The sequence below is a fragment of the Alcanivorax sp. HI0044 genome (assembly GCF_001634945.1).
The window spans coordinates 1-9,769 of record NZ_LWEZ01001395.1; the positions used below are offsets into that span (position 1 = coordinate 1).

The 9,769-nt window shown below is 57.5% G+C and carries 10 protein-coding genes; 5 read left to right on the forward strand and 5 right to left on the reverse strand.

Translation table 11 applies throughout. The features are described 5' to 3' along the window. A partial coding sequence (locus A3730_RS20580; RefSeq protein WP_156501277.1) for a LysR family transcriptional regulator occupies positions 1-182 on the reverse strand: 182 nt, incomplete at its 3' end. A gap of 252 nt (positions 183-434) precedes the next feature. Between A3730_RS20580 and A3730_RS20585 the strand changes: the two genes are divergently transcribed. The 4 genes from A3730_RS20585 (at position 435) to A3730_RS20600 (ending at position 4,002) form a co-directional block, all read left to right on the forward strand. Next, positions 435-1,412, forward strand: a complete 978-nt coding sequence (locus A3730_RS20585) for a DUF1852 domain-containing protein (RefSeq protein ID WP_063520420.1) — start codon at positions 435-437, stop codon at positions 1,410-1,412. Between the two features lie 22 nt (positions 1,413-1,434). Next, positions 1,435-2,460, forward strand: a complete 1,026-nt coding sequence (locus tag A3730_RS20590) for a methionine synthase (protein ID WP_156497017.1) — start codon at positions 1,435-1,437, stop codon at positions 2,458-2,460. 83 nt (positions 2,461-2,543) lie between these two features. Next, a complete protein-coding gene (locus tag A3730_RS20595; protein WP_063520422.1) occupies positions 2,544-3,053 on the forward strand; it encodes a flavin reductase family protein in 510 nt (169 codons plus the stop codon). A gap of 166 nt (positions 3,054-3,219) precedes the next feature. Further along, positions 3,220-4,002 carry a sulfite exporter TauE/SafE family protein gene (locus A3730_RS20600; RefSeq protein WP_063520423.1) on the forward strand — a complete coding sequence of 261 codons (783 nt, stop codon included), beginning with the start codon at positions 3,220-3,222 and terminating at the stop codon, positions 4,000-4,002. 158 nt (positions 4,003-4,160) lie between these two features. On the opposite strand, the gene A3730_RS20605 is transcribed toward A3730_RS20600, so the two are convergent. The 4 genes from A3730_RS20605 to A3730_RS20615 form a co-directional block, all read right to left on the reverse strand. After that, on the reverse strand, positions 4,161-5,327 hold the full coding sequence (locus A3730_RS20605; protein ID WP_063538809.1) for a CmpA/NrtA family ABC transporter substrate-binding protein: 1,167 nt from the start codon (positions 5,325-5,327) through the stop codon (positions 4,161-4,163). Continuing rightward, positions 5,324-5,476 (reverse strand): hypothetical protein, encoded by a 153-nt coding sequence (locus tag A3730_RS30535; RefSeq protein ID WP_156496970.1) that lies wholly within the window; start codon positions 5,474-5,476, stop codon positions 5,324-5,326. Before A3730_RS30535 ends, A3730_RS20605 begins: the two co-directional genes overlap by 4 nt. A 52-nt stretch (positions 5,477-5,528) precedes the next feature. Next, positions 5,529-6,116, reverse strand: coding sequence for an ANTAR domain-containing response regulator (locus A3730_RS20610; protein ID WP_007151333.1), 588 nt, complete (start codon positions 6,114-6,116; stop codon positions 5,529-5,531). Positions 6,117-6,296: 180 nt separating this feature from the next. Continuing rightward, positions 6,297-7,475, reverse strand: coding sequence for an alginate export family protein (locus tag A3730_RS20615; RefSeq protein WP_063519958.1), 1,179 nt, complete (start codon positions 7,473-7,475; stop codon positions 6,297-6,299). A 486-nt stretch (positions 7,476-7,961) separates the two neighbouring features. On the opposite strand from A3730_RS20615, the gene A3730_RS20620 reads away from it, so the two are divergent. Next, entirely contained in the window at positions 7,962-9,116 is a 1,155-nt protein-coding gene (locus A3730_RS20620; protein WP_063519959.1) for a YbfB/YjiJ family MFS transporter, read from the forward strand. Positions 9,117-9,769: the final 653 nt, after the last annotated feature.

Consider the following 9,769-nt stretch of genomic DNA (forward strand, 5'->3'; position numbering starts at 1 on the left):
GCCGTGGCGAAGCGCACCGGGCGAGAGCGCCGCACCACCAGTTCTACCCCCAACCGGTGTTCCAGGTCTTTCAACTGATGCGACAGGGCCGACTGGGTAACATGTAGCCGTTCCGCCGCTTCCACCATTGACCCCGCCTCATCAATCGCCCGAAGGGTGGCGAGATGTCGTAATTCCAGCATTTGATTCTCCAACGCATGCCATTGTAAGTGCGGTGGCACCACCGCGATCTTGCTCTGAATGCAAAAGCCAGGGCGGTCGAATGCCTGCTCCCGCCATAGCGAAAAGATGAGTAAAACTCATATAGCGATGAAATAATACCAATTTTACTCATTAAAGGTATTGAGCATAATGGCCGCATATCACGCTTCGTCGCGTTAGTTACCCAGCGCGACGCAGGCCACGACCCATTTTGACGCGGACGCCCTGGCACCATGAGCAACGAATTCACTTTCAGCATCAAGCGCATTTGTTTCGATGAGGATTACCGTCCAGCCGACAACACGCGCATTACCACCAACTTTGCCAACCTGGCGCGGGGAGAACGGCGCAAGGAAAACCTGCGCGACACTCTGACCATGATCAATAACCGGTTTAATGCGCTGGCTCACTGGGACAACCCCAATGGTGACCGGTACGTTGTGCAGCACGACATTGTGTCCGTGGATATCGATATTGAAGGCAATGGCGAAACCTTCCCGACCATCGAAATCCTGAAAACCACCATCTTTGACCGGCACACCAACAAACAGATTGAAGGGGTGGTCGGGAACAATTTTTCCTCTTACCTGCGGGACTATGACTTCAGCATCGCCCTGCAGAACCATAACAAGGACCAGCCACACTTCAGCATCCCTGAGGATTTTGGTGATCTGCACGGCAAGCTGTTCAAGCATTTCGTCAACTCAAGTGCTTACCAGGAAAACTTCAGCAAACTGCCCGTGATCTGTATCAGCGTATCGGATAACAAGGTGTACACCCGCACCGAGAATCACCATCCCGTGCTGGGGTTCGAGTACCTGCCCAATGAATCATCATTGACCGAGAGTTACTTCAAGAAAATGGGATTGAGCGTGCGCTATTTCATGCCCCCTCACAGCGTAGCGCCGCTGGCGTTTTTCTTCTTCGGGGACCTGGTGAACGATTACACCAACCTGGAGCTGATCAGCACCATCAGCACCATGGAGACGTTCCAGCGCATTTATCGCCCGGAGATTTACAACGCCAATTCCGAAGCGGGCAACCGCTACCAACCCAGTCTGAAAAACTCGGACTACTCACTTACCCGCATTCATTACGACCGGGAAGAGCGCAGTCAATTGGCCGTCAAGCAAGGTAAATTCACTGAAGAGAACCTGATCGAGCCTTACCGGACGGTGCTTAATCAGTGGTCTGCGAATTACGGTATTTAACTCATACACGGCAGAACAAATGATGAAACGATTGTTACCCACATCCACGGCGGGCAGCTTGCCCAAGCCTAGCTGGCTGGCCGAGCCCGAAACGCTCTGGTCTCCCTGGAAGTTGCAGGGCGATGAACTCATCGACGGCAAACAGGATGCCCTGCGGCTAAGCTTGCACGAACAGCAGCTGGCCGGCGTCGACATCGTCAGCGATGGCGAACAGACCCGTCAGCACTTCGTCACCACCTTTATCGAGCATCTGGACGGGGTGGATTTCGAGAAACGGGAAACGGTCAAAATCCGCGATCGCTACGATGCCAGTGTGCCCACAATCGTGGGGGCGGTTAGCCGTCAAAAGCCGGTGTTTGTGGACGATGCCCGATTTCTGCGGGAGCAGACCCGACAACCGATCAAGTGGGCCCTGCCCGGCCCCATGACCATGATCGATACGCTTTACGATGCCCATTACAAAAGCCGGGAAAAACTGGCCTGGGAATTCGCGAAAATTCTCAATCAGGAAGCCCGAGAGCTGGAGGCAGCGGGTGTCGACATTATTCAATTCGACGAGCCCGCCTTTAATGTGTTCTTCGATGAGGTGAATGACTGGGGCGTGGCTACACTGGAAAAAGCCATTGAAGGGCTCAAGTGCGAGACCGCCGTGCATATCTGTTATGGCTACGGCATCCAAGCCAACACCGACTGGAAAAAAACGCTGGGCTCGGAGTGGCGGCAATATGAAGAAGCTTTCCCCAGGCTGCAGGCTTCCAGCATCGACATGGTTTCTCTGGAATGCCACAACTCCCATGTGCCCATGGATCTGATTGAGTTGATTCGCGGCAAGAAAGTGATGGTGGGCGCCATCGATGTGGCGACCCACACCATTGAAAGCCCCGAGGAAGTTGCCAACACCTTGCGCCAGGCGCTGCAGTTCGTGGATGCCGACAAGCTGTACCCGTGCACCAACTGCGGCATGGCGCCGCTGCCTCGCCAGGTTGCCAGAGGCAAGCTGCGCGCATTGAGTGCCGGTGCCGAGATCGTGCGCAATGAACTTGCCTGAATCCTGTGGGAAGAGCGAGCGCCAGATCGCGCCGTCTCTTCCCTGAGCTACCCGTTTGCGTTATCCCCTATTCTGGAATCACTATGTCACTGACCACCACGGCCATCGACCCTCTGCACTTTCGCAAAGCGCTCGGCCATTTCGCCTCCGGGCTCACTGTGATTACCTCGCACATCGATGACGAGCCCATCGGCTTTACCTGTCAGTCGTTCTACAGCGTATCGACAGCCCCGCCGCTGGTGTCATTCAGTGTGAAGCGCGATTCTTTCAGCTACCCCAAGATCCGTCGTGCGGGCCGGTTTGCGGTGAACATCCTCTCTGACGAACAGGCAGCGATATCCAACCTCTTTGCGCAACAGGGCGCAGACAAGTGGAAAGAAACCGATTGGGCAACGTCGCCTCTGGGCAACCCGGTGATTGGTGGCAGCCTGCACTGGCTGGACTGTGACATTCATGCCGAATACGAGGCCGGCGATCACCTGATCGTGATTGGTGAAGTACGGGCACTGAGCCTGCAGCCAACCACCACCACACAGCCCCTGCTGTACTTCAAAGGGCAATACTGCAATCTGGACGCCTCGGTTACCACCTGAGCGCCCTTTACGCCCAGTCACCCCCGAACCCAGCATGGCTTTAGCGGGGTATTTCGCATGGGAAAATGATCACCGGGCATGAACCTGCGCAGGCAACGGCAGACTCACGCCATCCCATTTTTCTGTTACTACATCGCCAACATTTTTGGCTTGCCAGGGTTTTAGTATGGAATTTTTGCTTTATTTGGTTCTGGGTGCGGCCGCCGGGGTATTGGCCGGTCTGTTTGGGGTCGGCGGCGGCATCATCATCGTGCCGGTACTGGTTCTGAGCTTTACCGCCCAAGGCGTGGACCCGCAAGTATTGACCCATCTGGCCGTTGGCACATCACTGGCCACCATCATCTTCACGTCCATCAACTCGGTGATGGAGCATCACCGCAAAGGGGCGGTGCAATGGCCCATTTTCGCCTGGATGACGCTAGGCATCCTGCTTGGCGCGGGGCTTGGCTCGCTGACTGCTGCGTCAATTCAGGGCCCGATGCTGCAGAAGATCATTGGTGTATTTGCCATCGTTATTGCCATTCAAATGGCGCTGGACCTGAAACCCAGAGCCAGCCGTGCGGTGCCTGGCAAGCTGGGGCTAACGGCCGCAGGCGGGGTCATTGGCTGGGCCTCGGCGATCTTTGGCATCGGCGGCGGCACCCTGAATGTGCCTTTTCTCACCTGGCGCAGCCTGCCCATGCAACAGGCGGTGGCGACCTCCTCCGCGTGCGGGCTGCCCATTGCCGTCGCCAGCGCTTTGAGCTTCATGCTGATTGGCTGGAGTCAGCCACAATTACCCGAGTGGAGCCTGGGGTACGTATATCTTCCTGCCATGGTGGGTATCGCCTTTACCAGCATGTTCTTCGCCCGTTTTGGCGCGCGCCTGGCACACAAACTGTCGCCGCGCCTGCTAAAGCGTCTGTTCGCCCTGTTGCTGCTGTGCGTGGGGGTGAGTTTTCTTGTTTGATGCGCACGGGTGACGCTATGCATTACTGATATCGTGGGGACGTTTGCATGGCAATGATTGCAATGCTCAGTTACAAGTGGCGAGTGGCGAAATTCAACAACTTGCCACCCGTAATGTTTAAAGGTTTTCGCAACTCGAAACTCGCTTCTCGGCCCCCCTCAGCTTTCTGCCTGATCTTCAATCACTCTCAGCAGACGATCCGGCCCCAGCTCCAGGGGCCCGGGTTCACCGGGTAATTGCCAGTGGCCTGCATGGCGTTCATCGGGTTTGCTGTCCATTAACGGCATGCTGGTAAGGTCGGCCAGTGCATCGCGGAACAGGTCTGTACGGTAGCACTGGGCCGCAAAGGTTTTGGTCTCTTCCAGCGAACACTGTCGCCAACGCTGCATTTCCTGCAGTAAAAAGGCAGCGTCGGAGCGCCACGGAAAGTTGGCGTGGAATCCGGCGAACACATGGAAATGATGAGCCGGAAACGGCTGGCCCGTCAGGCCAGCGGGCAAGCGCTGGCTGAACGGTGCACGAATGATTTCTGCCGGTACATCCAGCCACGCGGGATGGGCCAGTAACGACAGACTCTCCACCAGATTCTCATCCGCATGGCAGGCCGCCTTGTACAACGCCCGCAGCAACGCGCGATGGGTATCCGGATGACGTGACACCCAGTCACGGGATACCGCCAACACCTTCTCCGGGGCATTTTCCCAAATCTGATAACCGGACAAAATACAGTGCCCGGCACCGGTCAGTGCGGCCAGGCTATTCCACGGTTCACCCACACAAAAGCCATCAATGTGGCCCATGCGCAGGTGATCCACCATTTGCGAAGGCGGCAGCACCACCAGCTTCACATCATGATCCGGGTCCAGCCCGGCCACACTCAGCCAGTGGCGTAATTGATAGGCATGGCAGGAAAACGGAAAGACCACCGCGAGCACCAGCGGATCTTCTCCGCTGGAAGCACGCGCGGCCACCAGCTTGTTCATGGCGGCGGCGATGTCGTTGGGGGTCGGCCCTTCCGACAAGGCACACAATCCCTGAAACAGCATCGGCGAAACGGTCACGCCATTACCGTTGAGGCCCATGGAAAACGCCGTGGCGAGGGGCTTCTTGATGCATCCCAGCCCCAGCGACGTGGACAACAGCATCGGCGCCAGCATCGGCGCCGCATCCAGCTGCCCCACCAATAGCCGATCGCGCAGGCTGGCCCAACTCCACTCCGGCTGCAGCTCCACATCCAGCCCTTCGGCGGCGAAGAAGCCTGCCTCCTGGGCCACTGCCAGCGGCAAGCTGTCTGTTAGCGGCATATAGCCGATACGCACCTTCATGAGGTTTGCTCCGTGAATGCCGGACGCCGGATAGTGGACGCCTGACGACGAACCGGCCTGACGCCGTCTACGGCAGGTGCACGGCTCATCGTTTTTTCCGGTGTCTCGATCAGGCTGCGCGCCTTCATCAATGGCATTACTCGTCGCATCTTGTCTCCTGTTTTTTGCGTCAGGCTTCCGGCGTCCAGCGTCTGGCGTTCTTCACCCTTGCGCCTTGAGCATTTCGGCATAATCCAGCACCGACCGGGCCACCTGAATCAACGGCTGCCCGCTGTTCATGGCCTGGCGACGCAGAGTGCTGTAAGCATCCTGTTCATTGAGCCGGCGACGCTGCATCAGCAACCCTTTCGCACGCTCAATGATTTTCCGCTCAGCCAGGGCCTCACGGGTTTCTTCCAGCTCTTCACGCAACGCCTGGTATTCCCGGAAACGGGCCGTCGCCACGCGCATGACACCGCGTACCCGGGTCAGGTCGGTTTCTCCAGCCACATAGGCACTGACGCCCGCGCGCAGCGCCGCCACCACCAGCTCTTCATCGTCCTGGTTGCAGAACATGACCATGGGCCGTGGGATATCCCGCTGAACCAGAGCCATGCTTTCCAGGGTGTCCCGGTCGGGCGCATCCATGTCGACAATCACCACATCCGGATTACTGCTGCGCACCTTCTCCGCCAAACCGGCGGCGCTGGTCAGGCGGCACAGGATCTCGTGGCCCTCATCAATGAGGGCCCGCTCGAGAATCGCAGCACGGGGTGGCTGGTCATCCACCAGCATGATTTTCAGAGCCATCTTATTTTCAGAACTATCATGTCAGGCGCGTCCGGAATCGTTGTCGTTACGGGTTGTTTTGCAACGGTTGTGCCAGTCATCACATCCCTAACCTGATGATTTTCAATGTATTTAGTTTCCCTCTGATCCAGCACCGAAAAAGTGCACCAAGGCGACGCACTTTTCGGCACCAAAATGTGATCAGAATTTAATCTCGCCCCAGGCCCAGTACTTGCTGGTGTCATCCTTGAAGTCATTGGCGTTGTACGCCGCATACTTCAGACCAACCACGTAGTGCTTACCGATGGGGCGGGCCACCAGCAGGTCGGTTTCCGAGCCGTAGTCAGTGCTGCCTTCGTTGGACTGAAAGTCGTGGTAGACCGCCGCCAGTTTGAACCCGGCCAGTTTGCCGCCCACGGTTACGAAGGTGTCTTCCAGGCCATCAGCCGGTGTAGCCAGGAACTGGTCCGCCCACCCGTTGAAGGCATGCTTGGTCGCCAACGGCGTCTGGAAAGCCACCAGGCCGTCATCTGAACCAAGCACTTCCTGTGCCACTTTTACCGTTACTCCGGCCACCTCTGCGCCCAGCTCGGCAAAGTAATAGTCGGTGTCACCGGCTTCCACCTCCTGTTGGGCCCCTTCCAGCGTGAGCAAGAGCTTTACCGCATCCAGATCGAAAGCACCGGCGTAACGCACACCGTAGGTGTCGTTCTGCGAGTCGGTCACGTTATCGGTTTCCAGTAGGTAGGCGTACGCGGTTAGCGAGCCACCCGGCATGCCCGCCCAGCTGGCATTGAAAAGATTGTTGGTCACATTGGCATCAAAACCCGGCGTAATGCCGTTCACCTGGGTCAGATGGGCCGCAGAGACACTGAAATCACTGATGCCGTAATCGATCCGCGCACCATCAAAGGTCTGTTCATCCTGGCGCCAGCCCACGTTCCCCACAAAACGGGCATTGTCGTAAATGATCCGCTGGCGACCGTAAGTCGCCACCAGGCCTTCCAGGGCGTTGCTACCGGTATAGCGAATCGCAGCACGGTTGAGTTCGGTCACTTCCGGGTCAGCGATGACCGGATAACCGGCCTGCTGCGGCGCATAGTTGTCCACCTGGCCCACGATGCGGGTATCTTCAAACTCCCCCATCACATCAAAACCGTGGAGCTTGCCACTCTGGTAACCCAGGCGGGTACGCAGGGTCAGCGCCTGGCCGTCTTCAGTGAAGGCATCACTGTTCACTTCTTCATAACGCAGGCGCATGTTCAGCAGCGGTGTGCCGTCTTTCAGTGCGGTAATGAATGCATCGTCTTCCGCGCTGGCGGTCCCCGTAAAGCCCAGCGTGGAGAGAATGACGCCGGCGGCAATGGCAGAATGTTTCATGGTTTTCTTCCTCACCTTAGTGTGTTTTATCGCTCTCGTTTCGGAAAACGCCTATCTTTGAAGGCGGTGTGCTCACGCCTGCCCCCTTTATCCCAGGCATAAAAAAACGCCCATGGAACAACGCCGCCGTTGACGACATTCCATGAGCGTCTTTGCTCAGATTCTTTCGCGATCACCATTGATCGCTAGCAGGATAGCGTGACGAATCATCCTGCTAATGTGCTTACGTTAGGCAAGCGCCATGCCAATTCCTGAAATGCGAAGGAAACAGCCCGCCGGGGAATAAAACAGGCCAAGGCAACTACCTGCAGGTGCCCTCAGATGGTCCAGTGGCACCGGGATAGCGCGCACTGTCTACGACCAATGGGGAATTATCATTCCCGCGAATAGTGAACATCATTCGAAGACTACAGCCGCAACGCGGCCAGCCTGTTAGGCTTGCGTTCTTTTATTGATTCTGCCCCTTGGCGCCCCACTGGAGTCACTGTGACCCACTCTGATTCAGATTCTCTGCGCATCGCCATCGCTGGCGCATTCAGCCTGGTTATTGCCTTGGGCATTGGCCGCTTTCTGTTTACCCCAGCCTTGCCCGACATGATTGCCGAGACCAGCCTCACTGCCATTAGCGGCGGCTACCTGGCAGCGATCAATTATGGGGGCTACCTGGCCGGCGCAATGCTCGCCATGCTGGTTCCCGCCCACCGGGCACGCACGGCTTTCTGGTTGGCCTTATGGGTGAGTGTTATCAGCAGCGGCCTGATGGGGTTAAGCGAGACCTTCACGCCCTGGGCCATCAACCGGTTCCTCGCCGGTGTGGCCAGCGCCATCATTATGGTCAACGGCTCCGCGCTGGTACTGGGCGCCATGCCCAACCATCTGCGTGCCCGGCTGGGCAATATCCACTATGCCGGCATTGGCCTGGGCATCAGCATCGCCGCCCTCACCGTGGCCTTTATTGAAACCCTGCACGGCAGCTATGCCACCATGTGGCTGGCCTGTGGTGCACTGGCGCTGATCATTCTGCCACTGCTGCGCCGCATACCCGCCCTGCCCCACGCCAAACACACCCAGCACGAACGGGCGCCGGTGAACCGCTCGGCCCTGGGTTTTCTGATCGCCAGCTACACCCTGGCCGGCTTCGGCTATATCACCAGCACCACCTACCTGCCGGTGATCGCCAAAGCGCAACTGCCGGGCCTGGACAGCGCCGCCTTCTACACCTGGCTGGCCGTGGGCCTGGCCGCCGTGCCCGCCAACCTGCTGTGGGGCAAGCTCGCCAGCCATGTCGGCGAACGCAACGCCCTGATGACAGCCCTGGTGGTGCAAGCAATAGGCGTCAGCGCCCCCGCCTGGCTACCCGGCCTCACCGGGCTGGTCGTCAGCGGCCTGCTGGTGGGCGCCACCTTCACCGCCGTGGTCGCACTGAGCATGTACTGCGGCCGCCAACTCGCCCCCCACGCCGCCAGTGCCGCCCTGGGCGCGTTAACCGCCTGTTATGGTGTCGGGCAGATACTGGGGCCGGTGGTGACGGCACGGTTGCTGGAAAGTAGCGGGAGTTTTGCGCCCGGATTGCTGGGGGCAGCGGCGGCATTGATTGGGGCGGCGGTGTTGTTGGTGCCGTTGGGGAAGGTGCGGTTTTAGGGTTTTGATCAAGAAGAAGGTGTCCGCTAAAAGGGGGGAACTACAAAACATAACGCCGCGAGCAGCAGCGCGGCTTTTTGCGTCTGCTGCCTTGCCTGGTTAATTGGCGACACACCAGCCTAACCAAAGACCACGATGTGAGCCTGCGAACCAGACTACATTTATGGCACCCGCAAGGACTCAAGCCTTGAAGACACCCCCAACCTGGAATGTGGCCGCCCACAACAAACGGGAAAGCCGAACCACACCCTCTTATTTTCTAACGGCACCGTAAATTTTGATGGTGGTACCGACTCAGAATCTCGCTCCGCCATAAATAAAGCAGAGCCATTTAACAGCGTATTCAATCGAACGGTTCGACATATCTTTCTTCGACATAATTCTTTTATGAATTTCGGGGAAAACACAGAAATTCGCAAGACAGTCAGGCTCTTACAGTGAAAACAAGAACTCTTCTCGTCTGAAAAAACTCGAAGAAGCGGCCTATTTCCTGACTTCCCCGATATCACCCCGTTCCGAAACTCACTCTATATCAACCATTTAGCATTTTCTGTAAGCCATATCCTACAAACATATGGCTCGTTCTGTTGAGCACGGCAGTGACGTCAGCCCCTTCGCCTTGCGAGCAAGGCTCCAACGAGGGTTGGGGGGTT

Bases quoted from the DNA above. Each gene is read 5' to 3' on its own strand.
- A3730_RS20585 (WP_063520420.1), top strand. From the start codon at position 435: ATGAGCAACGAATTCACTTTCAGCATCAAGCGCATTTGTTTCGATGAG.
- A3730_RS20590 (WP_156497017.1), top strand. From the start codon at position 1,435: ATGAAACGATTGTTACCCACATCCACGGCGGGCAGCTTGCCCAAGCCT.
- A3730_RS20595 (WP_063520422.1), top strand. From the start codon at position 2,544: ATGTCACTGACCACCACGGCCATCGACCCTCTGCACTTTCGCAAAGCG.
- A3730_RS20600 (WP_063520423.1), top strand. From the start codon at position 3,220: ATGGAATTTTTGCTTTATTTGGTTCTGGGTGCGGCCGCCGGGGTATTG.
- A3730_RS20605 (WP_063538809.1), bottom strand. From the start codon at position 5,327: ATGAAGGTGCGTATCGGCTATATGCCGCTAACAGACAGCTTGCCGCTG.
- A3730_RS30535 (WP_156496970.1), bottom strand. From the start codon at position 5,476: ATGCGACGAGTAATGCCATTGATGAAGGCGCGCAGCCTGATCGAGACA.
- A3730_RS20610 (WP_007151333.1), bottom strand. From the start codon at position 6,116: ATGGCTCTGAAAATCATGCTGGTGGATGACCAGCCACCCCGTGCTGCG.
- A3730_RS20615 (WP_063519958.1), bottom strand. From the start codon at position 7,475: ATGAAACATTCTGCCATTGCCGCCGGCGTCATTCTCTCCACGCTGGGC.